Raw genomic sequence first — 853 nt, forward strand, 5'->3', positions numbered from 1 at the left:
CCTCGCCGCCGTCCAGGGCTTCATGCCCGAACTCGGCCTGGCGAAGGAGAACATCGTCTTCGTCTCCGGCATCGGCTGCTCCTCCCGCTTCCCCTACTACATGAACACCTACGGGATGCACTCCATCCACGGCCGCGCCCCCACGATCGCCACCGGCCTCGCAACCTCACGACGCGACCTCTCCGTCTGGGTCGTCACCGGCGACGGCGACGCCCTCTCCATCGGCGGCAACCACCTCATCCACGCCCTGCGCCGCAACGTCAACCTCAAGATCCTCCTCTTCAACAACCGCATCTACGGACTCACCAAAGGCCAGTACTCCCCCACCAGCGAGGTCGGCAAGATCACCAAATCCACACCGATGGGCTCGCTCGACGCACCCTTCAACCCGGTCTCCCTCGCCATCGGCGCCGAAGCCTCCTTCGTCGCCCGCACCGTCGACTCCGACCGCAAACACCTCACCAGCGTCCTGCGCGAAGCCGCCGCCCACCCCGGCACCGCACTCATCGAGATCTACCAGAACTGCAACATCTTCAACGACGGCGCCTTCGAAGCCCTCAAGGACAAACAACAGGCCGAGGAAGCCGTCATCCGCCTGGAACACGGACAGCCCATCCGCTTCGGAACCGACCACGCCAAAGGCGTCGTACGGGACCAGGCGACCGGCGACCTGAAAGTGGTCACCGTGACGGACGAGAACGAGTCACAGGTCCTGGTCCACGACACCCACACCGCGTCCCCGACCACCGCCTTCGCACTCTCCCGGCTCGCCGACCCCGACACCCTCCACCACACCCCCATCGGCGTCTTCCGCTCCATCGAACGACCCGCCTACGACACCCAGATGGCCGAC

1 protein-coding gene is annotated in these 853 nt (G+C 65.8%); it reads left to right on the forward strand.

Translation table 11 applies throughout. From position 1 onward, the window contains the following. The coding region (locus IEY89_RS40145) for a 2-oxoacid:ferredoxin oxidoreductase subunit beta (RefSeq protein WP_189152455.1) at window positions 1-853 on the forward strand (853 nt) is incomplete at both ends.

This window comes from Streptomyces lacrimifluminis (assembly GCF_014646095.1).
In the GTDB taxonomy this organism is placed as follows: Bacteria; Actinomycetota; Actinomycetes; order Streptomycetales; family Streptomycetaceae; genus Streptomyces; species Streptomyces lacrimifluminis.